A 21,452-nucleotide genomic window follows, 5' to 3' on the forward strand; every position below is an offset into this window, starting at 1 on the left:
TGCGTTGCTTCGGGTGTGTGCTCAGATGATTTTCTGGCCCACGAGGTACGCCGCGATCTTGTCGCCGCCGTCGCCCTCGTCGGTGACCCGCTCGCCCGCAGTCTTGGGAGGCTTCGGAGTGGACGAAGTCACGGTGGTGCCGGCGTTCTCGACGCCGACGGTCTCGGGATCGACACCGATCTCGGCCAGCGTGAGCGTCTGCACAGTCTTCTTCTTCGCTGCCATGATTCCCTTGAAGGACGGGAATCGCGGCTCGTTGATCTTCTCGGTGACACTGACGATCGCAGGCAATGTGGCCTCGAGGCCGAAGATGCCCTCGTCGGTCTCGCGCTCACCGGAGACGGTGTCACCGTCGATCGTCAGCTTGCGGAGCTGCGTCAGCTGAGGAATCCCGAGGTACTCGGCGATAATCGCCGGAACAGCGCCGGTACGACCGTCGGTTGCCTCGTTGCCCGCGATGATGAGCTCTGTCGGCTCACCGTTTTCGAACTCGATCTGACCGAGCGCAGCCGCGAGGGCCCAGCCCGTCTGGATCGCGTCCGAGCCGTGGAGGGCCGGGTCGTTGAGGTGGACGGCGCTATCGACACCCATGGAGAGTGCTTTGCGGATTGCGTCGGTCGCGCGGTCGGGGCCTGCGGACAGGACCTTCACCTCGCCGCCCTTGGACTCCTTGATGAGCAAAGCTTCCTCGACTGCGCGCTCGTTGATCTCGTCGAGCACTGCGTCGGCTGCTTCACGATCAAGAGTGAAGTCACCGTCCGTCAGCTTGCGCTCGGACCACGTGTCGGGAACCTGCTTGATCAAAACAACGATGTTCGTCATGGGTCTGCGTCGACCTCCTGGTCATGTTCCGCTGTATCGAATGTTCGTTCGGTGTTATTGCAATGCCGCTTCGGTGCAGCACCGCAGTGCAGTTCTTACGACTCTGCCGAAGATTACCTCATACCAAGTTACTGGCGGGTAACTTACGACGTTTCCCGATTGACCATACATCCGACCGCACCGGACCAAGTGACCACTCTCTGCCGAACCGATCCCGTAGGCACTAACCTCTCGTCGGTGAGCGATTCTTCGAACGCAGCCTCGGCAGCGACACCCACGGTGATGAACCCGGCCCCAGATGCGGCTCGGCCGCTGCCAACCGATGCGGCTCAGCCGCTCCCTCTCACCGGGGAACGGACGGTCCCCGGCATAGCGGAGGAGAACTACTGGTTCCGTAGACACGAAATCGTGTACGAGCGACTGGCGAGTCACTGCGCAAACCGCACGGTCCTGGAAGCAGGATCGGGAGAGGGCTACGGCGCCAACATGATTGCCGCGCTCGCGAAGACCGTCATCGGACTGGACTACGACGCGTCCGCAGCAGCGCACGTGGCTGCTCGCTATCCCCGAATCGCGATGTTGCGCGGCAACCTCGCGCAGTTGCCCATCGAAGATTCCTCCGTCGACGTCGTCGTCAACTTTCAGGTCATCGAACATCTCTGGGACCAAGCGCAGTTTCTCGACGAGTGCTTCCGCGTGCTGGCTCCCGGCGGCCTGCTGCTGATCTCCACGCCCAACCGCATCACGTTCTCCCCCGGCCGCGACACGCCGCTCAATCCGTTTCACACCCGCGAACTGAACGCGACCGAACTCACTGAGCTCCTCGAAGATGCGCGTTTCGGCGTCGAGGAGATGACCGGGGTCCACCATGGTGCGGCCCTGCGCGCGCTGGACGCAAAACACGGCGGTTCGTTCATCGATGCGCAGATCGAACGCGCTCTAGCAGGCCAGCCTTGGCCTGCGGAACTGACTGCGGACGTCGCTGCCGTGACGACCGCTGATTTCGATCTCACTCCGGAAAACATCGACGCCAGCCTCGACCTCGTTGCGATTGCGGTGAAACCCGACTCGACACACGTGAGTTCGGTAAGCGGGTGAAAGAACCCGGGATGTTCTCTCTGGTACTCCATTCCCATCTCCCCTGGCTCGCCAACCACGGCCGGTGGCCCGTCGGCGAGGAATGGCTGTATCAATCATGGGCTGCGTCGTATCTGCCGTTGACCGAGATGCTGACGCGACTGGCAAGTGAGGGACGTCACAACCTGTTGTCACTGGGCATCACACCGGTACTCGCTGCGCAACTCGACGATCCGCACAGCCTCGCCGGAATGCACCACTGGCTCGGTAATTGGCAACTGCGCGCCCACGAGTCGACCGATCGGGCGCTGGCGATTCGCGAACATCGCGCTGCCGCATCGGCGTTGGACACTTTCGAAACGCAGTGGCGTCACGGCGGTTCCGCAGTCGTTCGTCGACTCGTCGATGCGGGCACCATCGAACTTCTCGGTGGTCCACTCGCCCATCCCTTCACTCCGCTGCTCGATCCACGCCTGCGCCAGTTCTCACTGGCGGAGGGGCTCTCGGATGCGCAGTCACGCTGGGGCACGAGGCCTAACGGCCTCTGGGCACCGGAGTGCGCGTACACCCCTGGCATGGAGGTCGAATACGACGAGGCAGGGGTCACCCACTTCATGGTCGACGGGCCGGCGTTGCGCGGCGACACGACAGTGGGCCGATCCGTCCGAGACTCCGATGTCGTCGCGTTCGGGCGGGATCTTCAGGTGAGTTATCGGGTGTGGTCACCCAAATCCGGATACCCGGGGCACAATGCCTATCGCGATTTTCACACCTACGACCACGCGACCGGACTCAAATCTTCACGGGTGACGGGTCGAAACGTGGACTCTGCGGACAAGGCACCGTACGACCCGGAGCTCGCATCCGCGGCCATCGATCGCCACGTGGTGGATTTCGTCGATGCGATACGACAACGCCTACGCGCCGAATCGGCTCGTGCCGGAAGACCGGCTCTCGTGGTGGCCGCGTTCGACACCGAACTGTTCGGCCATTGGTGGTTCGAGGGTCCGGTCTGGCTCGAACGGGTTCTGCGAGCACTACCCGAAGCCGGAATCGACGTCGGCACCCTCGACGATGCACGATCGAGGGGCTACGTCGGATCCCCGGTCGAGCTGGAGGACTCGTCGTGGGGCTCGGGCAAGGACTGGCGGGTCTGGGCTGGAGATGCCGTCGAAGACTTGGTTGCACTCAACGCCGAGGTCGTGACGGCCGCGCTCGATACTGTCGACAAGTCTCGCGACAACGCGTCGATTCCAGGACAGCCCGAATTGCGTAACCGGATCAACGACCAGATGCTGCGTGAGACACTCATGGCGGTAGCCAGCGACTGGGCCTTCATGGTCAGCAAGGACACTGCCGCCGGCTATGCCCGCGAACGAGCGCACGTCCACGCGCACGCTCTCCGGGAGATCGCCGACGCAGTGAACCAGGGGCACGACGCGGCAGCGAAGCGGCTCGCGGCGCAGTGGAATCGAGCAGACGGACTGTTTCCTGCGCTCGATGCCCGGCGCCTACCGAGTGGTCGTCGGTAGGCCACATACACACTGGACACGGGGCTGTACGGAGGGGAACGTCAAAGTGAAGATATTGATGGTGTCGTGGGAGTACCCACCGGTCGTCGTCGGCGGGCTCGGTCGACATGTCCACCATCTCGCGACCGAACTCGTACGCGCCGGTCACGAGGTCGTCGTTCTCTCACGCCGTCCCACCGGTACCGATGCATCCACACATCCGACCTCGCACCACATCGAGGACGGTGTTCTCGTGGTCGCGGTGGCCGAGGATCCTGCCCACTTCGTCTTCGGTGAAGACATGCTGGCATGGACGCTGGCGATGGGTCACGCCATGGTTCGGGCAGGAATCGCGTTGGGTAAACCAGGGCTCGGTGAAGGCTGGCAACCCGACGTCGTCCACGCACACGACTGGCTCGTCGCTCACCCCTCCATCACCCTCGCCGAGCACTACGACGTCCCGCTGGTGTCCACCATCCACGCCACCGAGGCGGGACGGCACAGCGGCTGGATCTCGGGTCCGGTCAATCGGCAGGTGCACTCGATCGAATGGTGGCTCGCCAACGACTCGGACGCCGTCATCGCGTGCTCGGCATCCATGAAGGACGAGGTGACCCGACTTTTCGACATTCCAGACGCCGCGGTCACCGTCATCAGGAACGGAATCGACATTCGTGCGTGGAACTTCCGGCTACGGGAGCCGCGGTCGACGCCTGCGACGTTGCTGTACGTCGGGCGACTCGAGTACGAGAAGGGCATTCAGGACGCCATCGCCGCACTCCCCCGCATCCGACGCTCTCACCCTGGTACCACGTTGCACATTGCCGGGGAGGGAACACAATTCACCTGGCTCGCGCAGCTGGCACGGACCCACCGCGTCGCCCGTGCGGTCTCTTTCCTCGGCACCCTCGGTCACGCAGATCTACTCGGCGCCCTCCACAGTGCCGACGCCATCGTGCTCCCGAGCCGATACGAACCTTTCGGGATAATCGCGCTAGAGGCTGCGGCAGCAGGCACGCCGCTGGTTGCATCGACCGCGGGTGGGCTGGGCGAGGCGATCGTGGACGGGCAGACCGGGTTGTCGTTCGAACCGGCTGACGTCGCCGGGCTGACGGCCGCCGTCCGGAACGTGCTCGACAACGTCGACGCAGCCCAGGCGCGTGCTTCAGCAGCGAGAGAACGCCTCACCGTCGATTTCGACTGGAAACACGTGGCCGAATCGACAGCGCAGGTCTATCTTTCGGCAAAGCGCAAGGTTCGGTTCCCGCTGGCACGGCCGAATATCGTCGAGCGGGCGCTACCCGAACGTGGTTGAGTCGTCCCGAGCCGCCTCGGCCGCCGTGAGCGCCTTCTTGCGGGCAATGTCCTCGAGAGCGGCGATGTACTCGGCGCGCTTGGCCGCGCCCGCTTCCCAGTCCACTTTCCGATTGCGCACGACCTTGACGGGCGCGCCCACTGCAATGCTGTAGTCGGGTATATCCCCCTTGACGACGGCGTGTGCACCGAGGACGCAGCCTCGCCCGACACGCGTCTCCCGCAGCACTGTCACCTTGGCCGCGATCCAGGTATCCGGACCGATCCGGACCGGTCCCTTGACGATTCCCTGATCCTTGATGGGCATCGTGACGTCGTCCATCCGATGATCGAAGTCGCAGATGTAGCACCAGTCCGCGACCAGTGTCGACGCACCGATCTCGATGTCGAGGTAGGCGTTGACGACGTTGTCCTTGCCGAAGACGACCTTGTCACCGATCCGCAGCGATCCCTCATGGCACCGAATGGCGTTGCCATCGCCGATGTGGACCCATCGACCGATCTCGAGCCGCGACAGCTCCGGAGTCGAGTGGATTTCCACGTTCTTACCGAGGAACACCATGCCCCGCAGAATCACGTGTGGGTTCGCCATCTTGAACCGGGCCAGACGGTAGTACCGGACTAGGTACCACGGCGTGTACGCCTTGTTTTGGCGGATCCATCGCAGTGAGTCGAGCGTGAGGAACTGTGCCTGGTCGGGGTCGCGTCGTCTCGAACCACGCCACCGCGTACGCAGCGGTGCGTTCCACATGCTCGTCATAACGCCTCACCCTAGTTTCGGTGCTCTCGCAATCCAACTTGGCCGTCCAAGCTTTCCGACGGCCGTCGATACGTGGGACACACGAGATCGCCAGAGAGGCCGCGACGCGAGATCGACACCTCGGCCGCGATAGTCTCTGTCCCGACGAGTGCGGCGCCTCCCCCGGCCCCTCCCACGAAGATCATGAGCAGAGACCGGACACGAAGGAGATCACCAGGTGCTTGGCGGCAGAGCGGACCGCGTGTCGATCGCGACCCTTGCGATTGTCGGCATCTTGACCGTCGGTGCGTGCTCGAGCGGTACCGGAACCATCGACGCGTTCGCGCCGGGGAGTTGGCCCGTCGCACACGGCGATGCACGAAACAGCAACACCACAGATCACACCGACTTGTCCGCGGTGTCTTTCGCGTGGTCGCGTCCGCTCGGTGGCGCCGTAGTGTCGCCGGTATCCATTGCCGCGAGCGGACAGATGTTCGTCTCGACATACACCGACGCCGGGTGCAACCTCTTCTCGTTCGATATCGATTCCGGTCGCAAGCGCTGGTGCAACCGACTAGCACCTTCCGTCGCCGTGTCCACCCCGCTCGTGGACTCGGCAGCGAACGTGTACGTCGGCGAAGACGGTGCGTTCTCCTCCTTCAACGATCACGGTCAGTTGCGCTGGCGCACACCCGTCTACGGCGTCCCGCGCACCGCTCAATTCCTCGGTGACGGAAGCGTGCTCGCGGTGACACAACTGGGTCAGGTCAACGTTCTGAACACGCAGACGGGACAGTTGACCGTCCCCATTCACGACTTGATCGACACCCCGGACTTCCTCGAATCCCCCAACACGAACTTCCTCGCACCCGACTCCGGACTTGCCGACTGCGCAACCGGATCGGCGTCCTGCCCCGTCGGTGCCGCCCCTGCGGTAGACCTCGAATCGTCCTCGATCTACCTCGTCCTGTGGCGACCCGGTGCCATTGCGCCACAGCTGGTCTCACTCCAATACGACGCTGACGCAACCCCGGCTCTGACCGAGCAGTGGTCTTCGGAACTGCTCCCCGCAGGGGTGACCTCGAGCCCTGTCCTGTCGCAGGACGGCTCCACCGTGTACATCGCCGACGTCGACGGCCGAGTCGGCGCCTACAACGCCTCGGACGGCACCGTGAAGTGGACGCAGGGTGCAGCCTTCGGTGCTTCGGGATCGCCGTCGGTCTCCTCCACCGGCTTGATAGTTCCGACGGGCGGAGACAGTGGCATGCAAGCCTTACAGGACGACGGAGACCACGCCACTCTCGTGTGGTCGCGAAATGACCTGCAGCAAGCCGGAATTCCAGTTCAGAGCGCGGACGGTACCGTGCAGACGGTAGTCCGCCGCGGCGAAGAATTGGCACTCACCAACCTCGATGCCCAATCCGGGACTACCAATTCCGAGCAGATCATCCCGGACGCAACAGGTTTCACCGTAGGTACCTCGATCGGACCGGACGGTCAGGTCGTCACCTCTACCTACCTCGGCGAGATTTTCACCTACGCGTCCTGACCGGCGCGCCCGGTCGGCGTGCTTCGCAGATGAACGCGACCCCCGCACGCTCGATTCGGGTGATGATCACCGACAAGGCGTTCTCACCTCGCAGCTTGAGTTTGGGACGCAGCAGGGCCGGGTCGACGTCCACGCCGCGCACGAGAATCTCGACCACTCCACAATCGTGAGCAGTCAGAGCTTGGCGCAACGTCTTCTCCGAGTACTTGATTCGCTCCAGAATGCGAAATCCGTTGACGCCGTCCGGCACCGAATCTCCGGTGAGGTATGCAATCCGGGGATCGAGTTGCCACAGTCCGTGTCTGGCCGCATAATTCCGAACCAAACCGGCGCGGACGACCGCGCCGTCGGGGTCGACGATCCACGCCCCTGGATCTTTGACCTCGATGTCATCGGCGTCTGCGTCGGTGATCTCGTAGGACGCTCCCGTCGAGGAGAGAACCGATGCACGTCTGCGTACGCCAGACAGCGTGAGACCGGGCGACCACAGACAAGCCTCCCGGACCCCGGAATCCAGTGATGTCAGCTCGATCTCACCGGCGAAGTCGAGTCGGTCGAAATCCAAGCCGGGTGCACATTTGACGACCAGATCGCGCCCGGCATACGCGTCGAGAAGCGCCGGGAGCGGAGGTTCGAGTGCCGCGGGATCGAGTGTTCGTCTCCCACCGCTGCGGCGTCCTGGATCGGCAAGGATCACCGTCCCCCTCGTGGTCGGCGTCAAAGCGTCCGCGCGCAGCAGAGCCGCGCCAGGCACGTTGTGCGCGGCCATCCGCAGCCGCGTCGGATCCAGATCGCTGCCGATCACAGTTTCGTTGCCGGCACCGGTCAAGGAGGCCAATTCGGTGCCGATGGAACACGTCACATCGTGCACTGCTCTACCTGCCAACCGGCCGGCCCTACGATCGGCGACAAGTGACGGTGTCGCCTGCTGAACGGCGTCGTCGGTCAACAGCCATCGTTCTGCATCGGTCAGCTTCACTCGAGCTCGACGACGAAGCGTGACCGTTTCGACGAGAGCTGCGAAATGATCGGAGTGCGCCGACCGGATCGCCCCGATATCGGCCAACATCGACTTCGGCGTCAACGCATAGCGGTCGACATCTGCCAGCGCAGCGACGCCGACATCGCTGACGAGATAGTCGATGTCGGCGTCGCCGAAAAGATAAGCCATGTGCAGTACCGGGGTGAACGCTGTATCAGTTCGACTTCACTCCGGTAATCATCACGTTGTAGAAGTATCCACGCGGGACGACGTGCGTGAGCACCTTCTCATCGAGCCAGCTCAGCGTCTTCCAGCTACCGAACGCGAACTTGGCCCAATTCCATCCGAGCTTGTCGGCGGGCACGGCGGCCTCGAAAGTGCGGACCGGCCAACCGAGCAGAGCAGCTGCAAATTCTTCGGTCCGAGCCTGGACCTCGACGGCCCCTGCCGACACCGCAATATTCTCCAGATCCGTGGGATCGAATGTATGCAGATCGACAATTGCCTCGAGCGCCGCTGCGCGGGACGACTCGTCGAGCTCCTCCTGCGGCTTGCGCCAACTGCTCAGGAAAGGCAGCTTGGTTGTGCGAGTGGTCGCCTCCCACGTCAGCCGGCCGAGCCAGCGGGCGTAAAAGTTGCCGACGGTTGTGGGTTCGCCGGCGAACACGAAACGTCCACCCGGCTTGAGCACCCGCAGCACCTCACGAAGCGACTGCTCGACGTCGGGGATGTGGTGCAGCACCGCATGGCCTACGACCAGATCGAAGGTGTTGTCTTCGTACGGAATCGTCTCGGCATCGGCGACCCGACCATCGACGTCTAGATTCAGGTGGCCTGCGTTGCGCAACGCGACCTTGACCATCCCGGGAGACAGGTCCGTGACCGAGCCCTTCTCGGCAACACCGGCCTGCATGAGGTTGAGCAGGAAGAAGCCGGTGCCACATCCGAGTTCGAGTGCTCGTCCGTACGGCAGTGCCTCCTGTGCGCCGGCTTGCCCACTGACAGCCTGATCGAATCGGCCGCGCGCGTAGTCGATGCAACGCTCGTCGTACGAGATCGACCATTTGTCGTCGTACGTTTCGGCTTCCCAGTCGTGGTAGAGCACCTGGGCGAGCTTGGTATCGGACCGTGCCGCCTCCACCTGCTCGGCGGTGGCATGCGGGTTGGGCGTCGGGTCGCTCGAAGCGTCGGGGACAGCTCGCAGGCTGGTGTCAGCGCTGCCGGTCGACGAGTCTTTGCCGTCGTGGGGGCTTGCAGTCATGAGGGCAGCCTACTATCCGGTAGGAAATGAACAAGTTCTAGTTTCTTGTATCTTTTCACTCGCCGGTGAACTCGGCTTTGCCAGGTCCGTTCGCGATGAAGGATTCCATCCCGATGGTGCGATCGGCCGTGGCGAAGAGGGATGCGAACTGGCCGGCCTCGATCTTCAGGCCAGTGTTCAAGTCGACGTCGAGCCCCTGATCGATCGACGCTTTGGCAGCTGCCAAAGCCCTGGACGCGCCTCCGACGAATTGAGAAGCCCACTTTCGCGCGGCGTTGTACACCTCGTCCGGGGCCACGACCTCGTCGACCAGACCGATACGCAGTGCTTCCTCCGCACCGACGAAACGGCCCGTGAACACAAGATCCTTGGCCTTGCTCGGCCCGATCAGGCGGGCGAGACGCTGTGTGCCACCGCCGCCGGGGATGACGCCGAGCAACACTTCCGGCACACCCAGTTTGACGTTGTCTCCGATGACTCGACGATCCGCGCTCAGCGCTACTTCGAGTCCGCCACCGAGTGCATATCCGGTGACCGCGGCGACGACAGGTTTGGGAATGTCGGCCAAGGACCCGATCGCCGACTGCAGATCACCGGCGATGTCGCTCATCTGACCGAAGGTGAGCGTTGCCATCTCCTTGATGTCCGCACCGGCCGCGAAGACCTTCTCGCCGCCGTACACAATTACCGCCTTGACCGAAGAATCGACGGTCGCCGCGCGGGCTGCTGCCCGCAGCTCCTCCTGGACCTGCCGATTCAACGCATTCATGGGTGGACGAGCCAACCGAATGGTTCCGATACCGTCTTCGACCTCTAAAGTTACGAACTCTGCCATGGGAACACACGCTACCTGTGCTCGCGGTCTGCGAATTCAGGGGTAGGCCCCACGACCGACCTAGAGTTTTCTATCCGACCACGGATGCGCACTGTCCGCGTAGTACCCGTCCTGGCCTGGGAAATCGACCCGAATCTTTCCGTCGACCCGATGCAAATCGGGTTGGATCGGCGAAATATCGGGCGAAGCGTCGAGAATATCGGCGATCGAGTCGAAACCTTCGAGTGCTGACAGCTGGCTCCACGTCGGAGGCAACAAGATCGTCTCTCCGCGTCGCCAGTCCGCCAATGCCTCCGTCGACGAACGCCATCCAACCGATGCCGCTTCACTGGTCGCTCCGTCTGCCTCCTGGCCGTCCGGAAGCACTGCAACGAAGAATCTCGTGTCGTAACGACGCTTCTCTCCGACCGGAGTGATCCAGTTCGACCACGGCCGCAGCAGATCGGCCCGTAGAACGAGCCCGTTTCGGGTGAGGAACTGGCCGAAGGTCTGCTCCCGCCGCTCCAACTTGCCTCGATCCTCTGCGAAACAACTGGTATCGGCGACGGTCGAGTCCGGCGTGGGGCCTGCGAGAAGAACTCCGCATTCTTCGAACGTTTCGCGAGCTGCGGCGCACACGAGCGCCGTCGCTTTGCGCTCGTCGACACCGAACCTGTCCGCCCACCACACCGGCCTGGGGCCGGACCACGCCACATCGGCGTCCGCGTCGGACAAGTCGACGCCACCACCCGGAAAGACGGTCATGCCGCCGGCGAACGCCATTCCACCGACGCGTTCGAGCAGGAACACCTCGATACCGAGCGCACCATCTCGAACCAAGATGACGGTCGACGCGTCGCGGACAGGGACATGTTCGGGCACCGACACACCAGTTGATGTCATGTTCGAGAACCTACCCGGCACCGAACCTGCTGCGTTCAGCGGCGATGCTGACCGGGCGCACGGGTTCGGCGAGCGAAGAATCGACCGTCGACACGATCGAGCGCAATCGACTGGCTGAAAGCTTCGGTCAGATTCTCCGCGGTGATGACGTCCTCGAGAAGTCCCTGAGCAACGACCCCACCTTCCTTGAGCAGCAGTGCGTGAGAGAAGCCAGGTGGTATTTCCTCGACATGGTGGGTGATGAGGACGGTTGCCGGAGCGTCCGGATCTGCAGCCAGGTCAGCCAACCGCGCGACGAGTTCTTCACGGCCGCCCAGATCGAGCCCAGCAGCAGGCTCGTCGAGTAGCAGCAGTTCCGGATCGGTCATCAGCGCTCGCGCGATCAGCACCCGCTTGCGTTCGCCCTCGGACAGCGTTCCGTAAGTGCGATCGGCCAGATGCTCGGCACCGAGGCTTTCCAACATCTCCACTGCCCGCTCGGTGTCCATCTCGTCGTAACGCTCACGCCAGCGGCCGAGCACGCTGTAGCCGGCGGAGACCACGAGATCGCTCACGATCTCGTCCGGGGGTATGCGGTGTGCCAACGCGGACGACGAAAGGCCGATTCGAGTTTTCAGTTCGGCGACATCGACCTTGCCCATCACTTCACCGAGAACGTGAGCCGTTCCCGAGGTCGGGTGAACTTCGGCGGCTGCAATGCGCAGCAGCGAGGTCTTGCCGGCCCCGTTGGGCCCGAGTACGACCCAGCGTTCGTCGAGTTCTACCTGCCAGGTGACGGGACCGACGAGTGTTACCCCGCCCCGCTTGACGAGAACGTTGTTGAAATCGATGAGCAAATCGGGATCCGGTTCAGACACGTGTCTATCTTGTCCCACATTCGTCGGGCTTTCACGGCAGGATCTGCAGGCGTGTCGTCCAACCTTCATCTCGCCTGGCGCGAAGAGACTCCGCCGCCAGGATCGCCGCTCCCCCTCGGCGCAACCGTCCACGCCGGTGGTACGCAATTTGCGGTCCACTCCCCCGAATCTGACGGCATCGAGGTATGTCTGATCGATGCGGACGGTGCCGAACGAAGGGTCGAGCTACGCAGCCGCACCTACGGGATCTGGCATGGCATCGTTCCGGACGTCGGACCGGGACAGAGGTACGGATACCGGGTGCACGGACGCTGGGATCCCTCCACCGGTCGCCGATTCAATGAGCACAAGATCCTGATCGATCCCGCCGCCCGCAAGATCACCGGAAGCCTCGGTTCAGCTCAAGCCCTACTTCCCTACGACGAGGATCCGTTCGGACACCCCAGCACCATCGATTCACTGGGCTCGATCCCACTTTCCGTCGTGACCGGCCGATCCACTGTCGACACCGGTTCTGCTCCGGACGTCCCCTGGGATCGGACAGTGATCTACGAGATGCACGTCGGTTCCTACACAGCGAGGAACCCTGCCGTTCCCCCCGCACACCGCGGAACGTATCTCGGACTGACCGCACCGGCAGTGCTCGAACATCTGACCCGCCTCGGTGTGACCACCATCGAATTGCTCCCGGTTCAGGCGATGCTCACCGAACCAGGTGTGCGCGCCCGCGGCAAGCGCAATCATTGGGGCTACTCGACCGGCGCCTACTTCGCACCCGACCCCCGTTTCGCAGCGGTACCGGGAGCCGAGATCGACGAGTTCAGGGCGATGGTGCGAGCACTTCATTCTGTCGGAATCGAGGTCGTTCTCGACGTCGTCTACAACCACACTTGCGAGTCCGGGGTCGACGGGCCCTCGATCAGCTGGCGTGGGCTCGATGCCCCCGGCTACTACTTGTTGGACGGGCGCGGTTACGACGTCGACCTCACCGGGTGCGGCAACACACTCGACTCGGCGTCACCTGCGGTGGTTCGGATGGTGTGCGACAGCCTTCGATACTGGGCTACCGAGATGGGTGTCGACGGATTCAGATTCGACCTTGCCAGCACCCTCGGCCGGCCAGGAGGCTGGCGATTCGATCCCCGCGCTCCGCTACTGACTGCAATAACGACCGATCCGGTTCTGTCGCGTACGAAGCTGATCGCCGAGCCGTGGGACGCGACCGGTGCGGGGTACCAAGTCGGCAGTTTCGGAAGTCTGTGGACCGAATGGAACGATCGTTACCGCGACACTGTGCGTCGGTTCTGGGCCGGCCACACCGGTGTTCGCGAGCTCGCCTCCCGCATGGCAGGTTCGGAAGACATTTACGGCGGGGCTTCGCGCAAGCCTTGGGCATCGATCAATTTCGTGACCGCACACGACGGCTTCACCATCGCCGATCTCGTGTCGTACGCAACCAAACACAACGAGGCGAACGGCGAAGACAATCGCGACGGGACCGACAACAACTACTCCGTCGATCACGGAACGGAGGGTCCCACCGACGACCCGGTCATCCTGGCCGAACGCGGCCGTCATGTCCGCGCACTCCTCGCCACGCTAATGCTCTCGACCGGCACTCCGATGCTCCTCGCAGGTGACGAGCTCGGCCACACCCAGTTCGGCAACAACAATGCCTACTGCGTTCCCGCCGATGCACCCGCTGCACAATCGTGGGCACTCGACTGGTCCGACGTCGACGAGGACCTGATCGCTTTCGTCGCCAGACTCCTCCGAATCCGGCGCAGCGCTCCATCGCTGCGCCAACAGGAATTCTTCACAGGCCGTGACACTCCATCGGGCAGGCCGGATCTGGTCTGGTTCGGTGCCGATGGCGCCGAACTGACCTCGCACTCGTGGAACGACGACTCGGTACGCACGTTGCAAGCATGGGTGGACGGCGCAGATGTTCGGTCCTACGATCCCGACGGGCAGCCCGTCCTGGATGCAAGTTCGTTGTTGATCGTGCATTCGGGTGGACCGACCGACATCGAACTGGCCTGTCCTTCCTGGGCCGCAAGCAGATTCGTTCCCGTCTTCGACTCGTCCACCGCCACCGGGGTTCCCGCCGACACGACGTCGTTGCCCGCCGGATCGGCTATCTCCCTTACTGGTTCGACGGTCCTCGTACTGCGCAGCGACGGCAGGTAGTGCATGAACAGTTGAACGAGTGGCCCGATCCCCAAGGCGTACAGCACGGTTCCGATACCCACGGTTCCTCCGAGCATCCAACCGGTTGCGACGACAATCAGCTCGATACACGTCCGAACGAGGCGAACCGAGAGCCCCGTTCGTGCGACAAGTCCGGTCATCAGGCCGTCCCGTGGACCGGGACCCATTCCTGCGCCGATGTACAGGGCCGTCGCGAACGCATTGACGACGATGCCGGTCGCCATCATGGCCGCTCGGACGGCAATCGCGTCGAAAGTCGGGAGCCATCGAATCGACAGGTCGACTGCTACCGCGATCACCACGACATTGCTGACGGTTCCCAGTCCTGGCTTCTGTCGCAACGGAATCCAGGCGAGCAACACAGCTACTCCGGTCGCTGCGGTGATCGCTCCGAAACTCAGTGGAACGTGCAGGCTCAGGCCCTGGTGCAGTACATCCCACGGATCGAGCCCGAGCCCCGCAGTGATCATCAGCGCCATCGAGAATCCGTACAGACACAAACCCACGTAGAGCGCTACGAGTCGTGGCCCGAGGTGGATCAGGCGAGCACGAGCGAGCACAGAGACGATCCAAGACATCCATCGAGTGTCCGCCAGACTGGTAGCGGCACAAACATCCAGTCGCGAGCCAGTGGACCCTCTACCGATGTCAGGGTGAGGCGAGTGCGATGACAGTCATCGAACCGGGGGCTACTTCGGTGAAGCCGGCATCGCGCACGGCCACCGCGCCTGCGCCATCTCCATCGACGAGCGCGCGAACAATCGCCCATTGCGCTGGATCGGCATCGCGGACCGAACACTCGAAACCCTGCCCTGCCCACGCCTGAGCTTGCTCGACACTCATCGCTGCCGCCAACAACATCGACGCATGCGCAACCTGTGCAGCAGCCTTTCCGACCGTCATGTCCAACGACCGGTCGATCCACAACACCGGCACAGCGGGCCGAGGCGGCCCCGGATCGTCGTGCTCGAGATCGGTCCCGCCGATCTGCAACTTCTTGATTCGGGAGTCGAGATCGCCGACCCGTCCGGGGACCAGCGCGCGGGCCTGGGCTGCGCCGACTTCGGCCGTGACACCGTCGACTGTGAGAGCGGCTTCCCATTGGGCGCCGCGGGCGCGACGAGCCACCTTTCTGATGCGTGCCGAAGTCCAGGCGCGAAAATGCTCGTCCCACTCGCCGCCGGGACCGGCGCGTTCATCGAGGCAAATCCGCACCGTTGCGATCGCCGCCGCTGCCAACAGATCGCTGCGCATCGGTGGGTCCGCTTTGGAAATATGAAGCACGATCGGCATCGCGAGAACATCCGCCGGGTCGGGCGGGTCCTCCCTGCCCCCATATCCGAGGGCCAGCACAGCGTGACGCTCGGCGAAGGTACTTCGCGGTGGGACCGGCTCGTCCAACGGTTCGGTCACGGGTTCGGTCACGGGATCGGGACGCGCCGCACGCCACCGTCGATGGCGTCCGCAGCCTCGATTTCTCCACGCGTCACACCGAGCATGAAGAGCACCGCATCGAGATACGGGTGCGAGATCGCGGTATCGGCAATCTCGCGCAGCGCAGGCTTGGCATTGAACGCCACACCCAACCCAGCCGCAGTGAGCATGTCGATGTCGTTCGCGCCGTCACCGACAGCTACCGTTTGCTCCATCGGAACACCGCACTGCGCGGCAAAATCGCGCAATGCTGTCGCCTTCGCGGCCCGGTCGATGACCTCGCCGATCACCCGACCGGTCAACTTCCCATCGATTATCTCGAGCGTATTGGCTTTGACGAAATCTAGTTCGAGTTCATGTGCGAGACCGTCGATGACCTGACGGAATCCGCCCGAGACCACGCCACAGTGATATCCGAGTCGGCGCAGGGTGCGGATGGTGGTGCGAGCGCCCGGCGTCAACTCGAGCGCGTCACCTACCTCCTCGATGACCGAGGCATCCAGGCCTGCCAGGGCCTCCACCCGCTGAGTGAGGGACTCCGCGAAGTCGATCTCGCCACGCATTGCTGCCTCGGTGACGGCGCGGACCTCCTCTTCACGGCCGGCCTTCGCCGCCAGCATTTCGATGACCTCCCCCTGGACGAGGGTGGAGTCGACGTCGAAGACGATGAGGCGTTTGGACCGCCGAGAAATACCGCTGCGCTCCACCGCAACGTCGCATCCGACTCCGGCAGCGATCTCGGACAGACCGGTCCGAAGCCGGCGGTCTGCGTCGGGAGTCGTGTCGGTCGCCGTCACCTGAAGTTCCAGTCCCGTGACCGGGTAGTCGGCGATGCCACGGATCGAGTCGATGTTGGCGCCCTGGCGTGCCAGTTCACGCGAAATTGTGCTGAACGCGCGGGCTGTGACGGGGCGACCTAGAACGACCACCACGTGGGTAGCCAACGAGTGCTTGCCGACAGGGTCCGCGTCGATCTCGACATCGACGTGCACACCCACCGTCGACATGGCTTCTTCGAGTTCTTCCTGCAGGTCCTCGGGGTCGTTCGGGCAGGTCAGCAACACGCCCAGCGTGAGCCGTCCACGGATGACGACCTGCTCGACGTCGAGGAGGCTGACGTCGTGCCGTGAGAGCGCAGCGAACAGAACCGAGGTGACACCCGGCTTGTCCGGGCCTGTCACCGTCACGAGTACAGCGGTGTCCGATGACGCCACCGATTCTCCCTTCACACGACCCCGCTCTGCAGAGGAGCCGAAAGTTTGATTGGTCTGCCCGATGATTGTTGCAAGCGAAGAGCCCCACCCGGATACCGGGAGGGGCTCTTCAGATCGATCGGGTACTTACTTGGGATCCGTGTCGCCTGAGTGCTCGTGATCGCTCGTAGCGAGAGGAGCTCGGCGCGCCTGCTCGAGAACCTCGGTGGTATGTCCACCGTGATTGCCCGGGCCGACATGAGCCTCGGCCCGCAAGCGATCCACCATGTGCGGGTAGTGGAGTTCGAATGCCGGACGCTCGGAACGGATTCGCGGAAGTTCCGTGAAGTTGTGCCGCGGCGGTGGGCACGATGTGGCCCACTCGAGCGAGTTGCCGTAGCCCCAAGGATCGTCCACAGTGACCACCTCGCCGTAGCGATAGGACTTGAAGACGTTCCACACGAACGGCAGTGTCGAAGCGCCGAGTACGAACGCACCGATGGTGGAGATGATGTTCAGCGTGGTGAATCCATCGGAGGCCAGGTAGTCGGCGTAGCGACGCGGCATGCCCTCGTTACCGAGCCAGTGCTGGACCAGGAAGGTGCCGTGGAAGCCGAGGAACGTGAGCCAGAAGTGCCACTTGCCCAGCGTCTCGTCCATCATTCGGCCGGTCATCTTCGGGAACCAGAAGTAGATGCCCGAGAACGTTGCGAACACCACAGTGCCGAAGACCACGTAGTGGAAGTGCGCCACTACGAAATAGGTGTCGGTGACGTGGAAGTCGATCGGCGGGCTGGCGAGCAGCACTCCGGAGAGGCCGCCGAAGAGGAAGGTGATCAAGAAGCCGATAGCGAAGAGCATCGGGGTTTCCAGTGTCACTTGGCCCCGCCACATCGTGCCGACCCAGTTGAAGATCTTCACACCGGTGGGCACCGCGATCAAGAACGTCATGAACGAGAAGAACGGCAACAGCACCGCACCTGTGGCGTACATATGGTGGGCCCATACCGCGATCGAGAGAGCAGCGATGGCAATCGTTGCGTAGATCAAAGTGGTGTATCCGAACATCGGCTTACGCGAGAAGACCGGGAACACCTCGGACACGATTCCGAAGAACGGCAACGCGATGATGTACACCTCGGGGTGGCCGAAGAACCAGAACAAGTGCTGCCACAACAACACTCCACCGGTCGCCGGGTCGAACAGATGCGCACCGAGATGTCGATCTGCCGCCAATCCCAACAGTGCCGCCGTCAACAGCGGGAAAGCAAGAAGAATCAGGATGCTGGTGACCAGGATGTTCCACGTGAAAATGGGCATCCGGAACATCGTCATACCTGGTGCTCGCAAGCAGATGACCGTCGTGATCATGTTCACAGCACCGAGAATGGTGCCGAGACCGGCGATCGCGAGACCCATGATCCACAGGTCCGCACCGACACCCGGCGAATGCAATGCACTCGAAAGCGGGGTGTACGCGGTCCAACCGAAGTCAGCAGCACCACCGGGGGTGATGAATCCTGCCGAGGCGACCAACGCACCGAACAGGTATAGCCAATACGAGAAAGCATTCAACCGCGGGAACGCCACGTCCGGCGCACCGATCTGCAGCGGCAGAATGTAGTTGGCGAAGCCGAACACGACTGGTGTCGCGTACAGCAACAGCATGATCGTGCCGTGCATGGTGAACAGCTGGTTGTACTGCTCGTTCGACAGGAACTGCATCCCCGGTACCGCCAGCTCGGCGCGCATAAGCAACGCCATCAAGCCACCGACAAGGAAAAACGCAATCGATGTCACGATGTACATGATCCCCAACACCTTGGGATCTGTCGTCGTCACCGCCTTGTGAACGAATGAACCCTTGGGTCCCATCCGCGGCGGAAAAGGCCTCACCGCTTCCACAGCGGGAGTGGGCCTAGGCGCTAGGGCAGTCACTGATCCTCCTGAATGCGCGTCGTACCTCGAACCACGAGGCGACGTCCTGGTGTCTTGCGCTCCACGAATCGTAGACCGTCCCACAGAGCAGCGCCGAACCGGTCCTACCGTGTGTCGTATTCGATTGTACGAACCTCCGAACAACGAAACCAATCGACGCTCACACCACCATGTGAAGGGGCCCATGGCTGCGGACCGATATGGTGTGAGCGCATCCCACTCCCGTTAGGAAACGCACGAGTTGTCCACTACCTCAGGCCTGTCGACCGTGACTTCGACTTCGCGCGCCGGGCTGATTCTGGCTATCGGCGTCGCCCTGTTCACGGCCGGGTGCTCCACTCCCCCGTCGTCCTCGGACGACGCGTCGACCATTGTCCGGAGCACGACCAATATCGCCGGAGCGGGTGTTGTCGGCAACGACCGCAAGACTGCCGGTCTGTGCCCCGAGGCTGCACCGCTCGATCCGACCGGCATAGAAGGATCGGTACGACCGGTCGGGCACAGCGAAGGAATAAGCAACGTTCCAGCCGACCCCATGCGCATCGTTGTGCTCGACGCAGCTTCGCTCGATGCCACCTGCGCGGTAGGCGTCTGGGAACGAGTCGTCGGCGCGGCGACGCTCGACCCCGACTTCCGTGGAGACGGTGACCAAGAGCTGTATCTAGGTCCTGGAATAGCGAGAGTTCCGAGCGTCGGAACTCTCGGCGCTCCGGACATCGACGCCGTCGCCACTCTCGCCCCCGACCTCATCATCGGGTCCGATTCACTGGGCCGGGATACTTACGCGGCGCTCAGCGATATCGCACCCACCGTCTTCACGAGCTCCGATGATGGCTGGAAGGGGACGTTCCTGCAATCGGCTGCCGCCCTCGGACGTGGTCGAACCGGATTCGACGAACTCGCTCGATTCAGTGCCGACGCTCAGCAGGCCGGCCGCGACATCGATGCCGCACAGACCCAAGCCTCCGTCGTGCGTTTCCTTCCCGATTCCATGGTCACCGATTCCACGACGTCGTTCGCCGGGCAGGTACTCGCCGAGATCGGCGTTCAGCGCCCACCTGCGCAACGCGATGGTGAAGTCACCGTCGCCCCCGACGATCTGCTCGCGGCCGAAGGCGACATCGTCTACGTGCGCTTCGACGGTGACGAGGGTGAATCGTTCGGAACCGAAGTCCTGCGCAGTGATCCGTGGCTCGAGCTCGGATCGGTGAAGGACGGCCGTGTGTTCGCCGTCGACGACACAGTGTGGTCAGGAAGCGGCATCGTCGCGGCGCGGGCGATTCTTGCGGACGTGCGGAACTCCCTCAACGCATACGCTTCCTGAGGTGCCGGTACCCGAGTTCGTCCTCTCACTCCGGCGACGAGTGGGTACGGCCCCGCTCTGGCTTTCCGGCGTCAGTGCAGTTGTCCTGGACGAAAACGACCGGATACTCCTCACAAGGCGACGGGACAACGGTCTCTGGGCAGTGGTGTCGGGAATTCTCGAGCCCGGCGAGGAGCCCGGACCCGCGGCACTACGTGAGATCACCGAGGAGACCGGGCTCGATGCGGAACTGATTCGGTTGACGAGCGTCGATGTCACCGGGCCGATCACTTACCCGAACGGCGACCAGGCGCAGTACCTCGATCTCACGTTCCTGGCCCGCCGCACTGGAGGCGACGCGCATGTCGCCGACGACGAAAATTTGGCAGTGGAATGGTTCGCGCCCGACGCTTTACCGGAAACCCTCTCGGAGACTTCACGTTTGCGCATCGACAAAGCACTCGACGACTCGGTCGAGGCCTGGTTTCGTACCTGATCCACCCGGTATCGGGTGTGTTCGGCCACCGGCCGGTCGTCGAACACACCACACCGTCCCTAGGTCAGAAGTCCCAGTCGTCGTCTTCGGTGTTGACTGCCTTACCGATGACGTAAGACGAGCCCGAGCCCGAGAAGAAGTCGTGATTCTCATCGGCGTTGGGTGATAGCGCCGACAAGATGGCTGGGTTCACGTCGGTTTCGTCCTTCGGGAACAGCCCTTCGTATCCCAGGTTGTTCAGTGCCTTGTTCGCGTTGTATCGCAGGAATTTCTTGACGTCCTCGGTGAGCCCGATCTCGTCGTAGAGATCCTGGGTGTACTCGACCTCGTTGTCGTACAGCTCGAACAGCAGCTCGAACGTGTAGTTCTTGAGCTCTTCGCGCTCGGCTTCGGTGACCTTCTCCAGACCCCGCTGATACTTGTATCCGATGTAATAACCGTGCACAGCTTCGTCACGGATGATCAACCGGATCAGGTCGGCGGTGTTGGTGAGCTTGGCTCGCGAAGACCAGTACATCGGCAGGTAGAAGCCCGAGTAGAACAGGAAAGACTCGAGCAGGGTCGACGCGACCTTCCGCTTGAGTGGATCGTCGCCGTGATAGAACTTCAGGACGATCTCGGCTTTACGCTGCAGGTTGACGTTCTCCTCGGACCACCGGAACGCGTCGTCGATATCGCGCGTGGAACTCAGTGTGGAGAAGATGGAGCTGTAGCTCTTCGCATGTACCGACTCCATGAACGCGATGTTGGTGTAGACAGCCTCTTCGTGCGGGGTGATCGCGTCGGGAATGAGGCTGACCGCTCCGACTGTCCCTTGGATCGTGTCCAGCAGGGTGAGTCCGGTGAACACCCGCATCGTCAACTGCTTCTCGACTGCATTCAACGTCTCCCACGAAGGGATGTCGTTCGAGACCGGCACCTTCTCTGGCAGCCAGAAATTACTGGTCAGGCGCTCCCACACCTCCGAGTCCTTGTCATCCTGGACACGATTCCAGTTGATGGCCGAGACACGGTCGATGAGTTTGATCTTCTCGCTCATAGCAGCTTT

The 21,452-nt window shown here is 62.8% G+C and carries 18 protein-coding genes; 7 read left to right on the plus strand and 11 right to left on the minus strand.

Annotated features, from left to right (window positions below; all coding sequences use genetic code 11):
• Positions 1-21 precede the first annotated feature (21 nt).
• Entirely contained in the window at positions 22-822 is an 801-nt protein-coding gene (locus tag H2510_RS02820; protein WP_084348522.1) for an electron transfer flavoprotein subunit beta/FixA family protein, read from the minus strand.
• 282 nt (positions 823-1,104) lie between these two features.
• On the opposite strand from H2510_RS02820, the gene H2510_RS02825 reads away from it, so the two are divergent.
• Genes H2510_RS02825 through H2510_RS02835 form a run of 3 tightly spaced genes read left to right on the plus strand, consistent with a single transcriptional unit; the run spans position 1,105 to position 4,725 of the window.
• Positions 1,105-1,920 (plus strand): methyltransferase domain-containing protein, encoded by an 816-nt coding sequence (locus H2510_RS02825; RefSeq protein ID WP_186627135.1) that lies wholly within the window; start codon positions 1,105-1,107, stop codon positions 1,918-1,920.
• 11 nt (positions 1,921-1,931) lie between these two features.
• Positions 1,932-3,431, plus strand: coding sequence for a glycoside hydrolase family 57 protein (locus tag H2510_RS02830; RefSeq protein ID WP_186626822.1), 1,500 nt, complete (start codon positions 1,932-1,934; stop codon positions 3,429-3,431).
• A gap of 46 nt (positions 3,432-3,477) precedes the next feature.
• Positions 3,478-4,725 carry a glycosyltransferase family 4 protein gene (locus H2510_RS02835; protein WP_186626823.1) on the plus strand — a complete coding sequence of 416 codons (1,248 nt, stop codon included), beginning with the start codon at positions 3,478-3,480 and terminating at the stop codon, positions 4,723-4,725.
• On the opposite strand, the gene H2510_RS02840 is transcribed toward H2510_RS02835, so the two are convergent.
• A complete protein-coding gene (locus tag H2510_RS02840) occupies positions 4,708-5,484 on the minus strand; it encodes an acyltransferase (RefSeq protein ID WP_186626824.1) in 777 nt (258 codons plus the stop codon). The two genes, H2510_RS02835 and H2510_RS02840, sit on opposite strands and share 18 nt — an antisense overlap.
• A 217-nt stretch (positions 5,485-5,701) precedes the next feature.
• Here H2510_RS02840 and H2510_RS02845 point away from each other — a divergent pair, with 217 nt between their 5' ends.
• On the plus strand, positions 5,702-7,012 hold the full coding sequence (locus H2510_RS02845) for a PQQ-binding-like beta-propeller repeat protein (RefSeq protein ID WP_315901186.1): 1,311 nt from the start codon (positions 5,702-5,704) through the stop codon (positions 7,010-7,012).
• On the opposite strand, the gene H2510_RS02850 is transcribed toward H2510_RS02845, so the two are convergent.
• From H2510_RS02850 to H2510_RS02870, 5 genes are read right to left on the minus strand one after another with little or no spacing between them, the layout of a single operon-like run.
• On the minus strand, positions 6,996-8,183 hold the full coding sequence (locus H2510_RS02850; protein WP_186626825.1) for a THUMP-like domain-containing protein: 1,188 nt from the start codon (positions 8,181-8,183) through the stop codon (positions 6,996-6,998). The genes H2510_RS02845 and H2510_RS02850 overlap by 17 nt on opposite strands.
• 25 nt (positions 8,184-8,208) lie before the next feature.
• Positions 8,209-9,255 carry a class I SAM-dependent methyltransferase gene (locus H2510_RS02855; RefSeq protein ID WP_261392673.1) on the minus strand — a complete coding sequence of 349 codons (1,047 nt, stop codon included), beginning with the start codon at positions 9,253-9,255 and terminating at the stop codon, positions 8,209-8,211.
• 55 nt (positions 9,256-9,310) lie between these two features.
• The gene (locus H2510_RS02860; protein WP_186626826.1) at positions 9,311-10,090 is read right to left on the minus strand and encodes an enoyl-CoA hydratase/isomerase family protein; all 780 of its coding nucleotides are present in this window, start codon (positions 10,088-10,090) and stop codon (positions 9,311-9,313) included.
• A 60-nt stretch (positions 10,091-10,150) separates the two neighbouring features.
• Positions 10,151-10,972: an NUDIX hydrolase gene (locus H2510_RS02865; protein WP_186626827.1), complete on the minus strand. Its 822-nt coding sequence runs from the start codon at positions 10,970-10,972 to the stop codon at positions 10,151-10,153.
• 35 nt (positions 10,973-11,007) lie between these two features.
• Positions 11,008-11,829 carry an ABC transporter ATP-binding protein gene (locus tag H2510_RS02870; protein WP_186626828.1) on the minus strand — a complete coding sequence of 274 codons (822 nt, stop codon included), beginning with the start codon at positions 11,827-11,829 and terminating at the stop codon, positions 11,008-11,010.
• 51 nt (positions 11,830-11,880) lie between these two features.
• On the opposite strand from H2510_RS02870, the gene glgX reads away from it, so the two are divergent.
• The gene (gene glgX / locus H2510_RS02875; RefSeq protein ID WP_186626829.1) at positions 11,881-14,019 is read left to right on the plus strand and encodes a glycogen debranching protein GlgX; all 2,139 of its coding nucleotides are present in this window, start codon (positions 11,881-11,883) and stop codon (positions 14,017-14,019) included.
• A gap of 669 nt (positions 14,020-14,688) precedes the next feature.
• Here the strand turns inward: glgX and H2510_RS02885 are convergent.
• The 3 genes from H2510_RS02885 to ctaD all read right to left on the minus strand — a co-directional run bounded on the left by H2510_RS02885 (position 14,689) and on the right by ctaD (position 18,605).
• Complete coding sequence (locus H2510_RS02885) at positions 14,689-15,465, minus strand: peptidyl-tRNA hydrolase (protein WP_315901187.1); 777 nt, start codon at positions 15,463-15,465, stop codon at positions 14,689-14,691.
• Positions 15,462-16,688: a phosphoserine phosphatase SerB gene (serB, locus tag H2510_RS02890; protein WP_084348921.1), complete on the minus strand. Its 1,227-nt coding sequence runs from the start codon at positions 16,686-16,688 to the stop codon at positions 15,462-15,464. Before serB ends, H2510_RS02885 begins: the two co-directional genes overlap by 4 nt.
• A gap of 126 nt (positions 16,689-16,814) precedes the next feature.
• Entirely contained in the window at positions 16,815-18,605 is a 1,791-nt protein-coding gene (gene ctaD, locus H2510_RS02895; RefSeq protein WP_186626830.1) for a cytochrome c oxidase subunit I, read from the minus strand.
• A gap of 268 nt (positions 18,606-18,873) precedes the next feature.
• On the opposite strand from ctaD, the gene H2510_RS02900 reads away from it, so the two are divergent.
• Positions 18,874-19,929 carry an iron-siderophore ABC transporter substrate-binding protein gene (locus H2510_RS02900; RefSeq protein ID WP_315901188.1) on the plus strand — a complete coding sequence of 352 codons (1,056 nt, stop codon included), beginning with the start codon at positions 18,874-18,876 and terminating at the stop codon, positions 19,927-19,929.
• Between the two features lies 1 nt (position 19,930).
• Positions 19,931-20,404 carry an NUDIX domain-containing protein gene (locus H2510_RS02905; RefSeq protein WP_186626831.1) on the plus strand — a complete coding sequence of 158 codons (474 nt, stop codon included), beginning with the start codon at positions 19,931-19,933 and terminating at the stop codon, positions 20,402-20,404.
• A gap of 64 nt (positions 20,405-20,468) precedes the next feature.
• Here H2510_RS02905 and nrdF read toward each other — a convergent pair whose 3' ends face one another.
• Positions 20,469-21,443 (minus strand): class 1b ribonucleoside-diphosphate reductase subunit beta, encoded by a 975-nt coding sequence (gene nrdF / locus H2510_RS02910; protein ID WP_186626832.1) that lies wholly within the window; start codon positions 21,441-21,443, stop codon positions 20,469-20,471.
• Between the last annotated feature and the right edge of the window lie 9 nt (positions 21,444-21,452).

Source organism: Rhodococcus sp. BP22, from assembly GCF_014281965.1.
Lineage (GTDB): Bacteria > Actinomycetota > Actinomycetes > Mycobacteriales > Mycobacteriaceae > Rhodococcoides.

Excerpts from the sequence above, each read along its gene's own strand:
- H2510_RS02820 (WP_084348522.1), bottom strand. The coding sequence starts at position 822 with ATGACGAACATCGTTGTTTTGATCAAGCAGGTTCCCGACACGTGGTCC.
- nrdF (WP_186626832.1), bottom strand. The coding sequence starts at position 21,443 with ATGAGCGAGAAGATCAAACTCATCGACCGTGTCTCGGCCATCAACTGG.
- H2510_RS02860 (WP_186626826.1), bottom strand. The coding sequence starts at position 10,090 with ATGGCAGAGTTCGTAACTTTAGAGGTCGAAGACGGTATCGGAACCATT.
- H2510_RS02850 (WP_186626825.1), bottom strand. The coding sequence starts at position 8,183 with ATGGCTTATCTTTTCGGCGACGCCGACATCGACTATCTCGTCAGCGAT.
- H2510_RS02825 (WP_186627135.1), top strand. The coding sequence starts at position 1,105 with ATGAACCCGGCCCCAGATGCGGCTCGGCCGCTGCCAACCGATGCGGCT.
- H2510_RS02855 (WP_261392673.1), bottom strand. The coding sequence starts at position 9,255 with ATGACTGCAAGCCCCCACGACGGCAAAGACTCGTCGACCGGCAGCGCT.
- H2510_RS02865 (WP_186626827.1), bottom strand. The coding sequence starts at position 10,972 with ATGACATCAACTGGTGTGTCGGTGCCCGAACATGTCCCTGTCCGCGAC.
- H2510_RS02840 (WP_186626824.1), bottom strand. The coding sequence starts at position 5,484 with ATGACGAGCATGTGGAACGCACCGCTGCGTACGCGGTGGCGTGGTTCG.
- H2510_RS02830 (WP_186626822.1), top strand. The coding sequence starts at position 1,932 with ATGTTCTCTCTGGTACTCCATTCCCATCTCCCCTGGCTCGCCAACCAC.